General features: G+C 47.8%; 1 protein-coding gene. It reads left to right on the top strand.

The features are described 5' to 3' along the window. On the top strand, positions 1–322 hold a 322-nt coding region (locus A3729_RS10405; RefSeq protein WP_156497879.1), incomplete at both ends, for a chorismate synthase.

Here is a 322-nt window from a genome sequence, read left to right as displayed (position 1 = left end):
TGAGATGGAAGATTATATGAAAGCGCTGAATAAAGAGGGTAACTCTATTGGCGCGAAAATTTCTGTTGTTGCACGCAATGTACCACCTGGTTTGGGTGAGCCAATCTTTGACCGGCTAGATGCCGAGCTGGCGCATGCCTTTATGAGTATCAATGCCGTAAAAGGTGTGGAAATTGGTGCAGGTTTTGATTGTATTGAGCAAAAGGGCACAGAGCATAGAGACGAGATGACGCCGGAAGGGTTTCTTTCGAATCACGCGGGCGGTGTCTTAGGCGGTATTTCAACAGGGCAGGATATTGTTGCGCATATGGCTTTGAAGCCG

The sequence above is a fragment of the Oleiphilus sp. HI0043 genome (assembly GCF_001634935.1).
The sequence above is the reverse complement of the archived record's forward strand: the minus strand, read 5'-3'. Positions and strand labels throughout refer to the sequence as shown.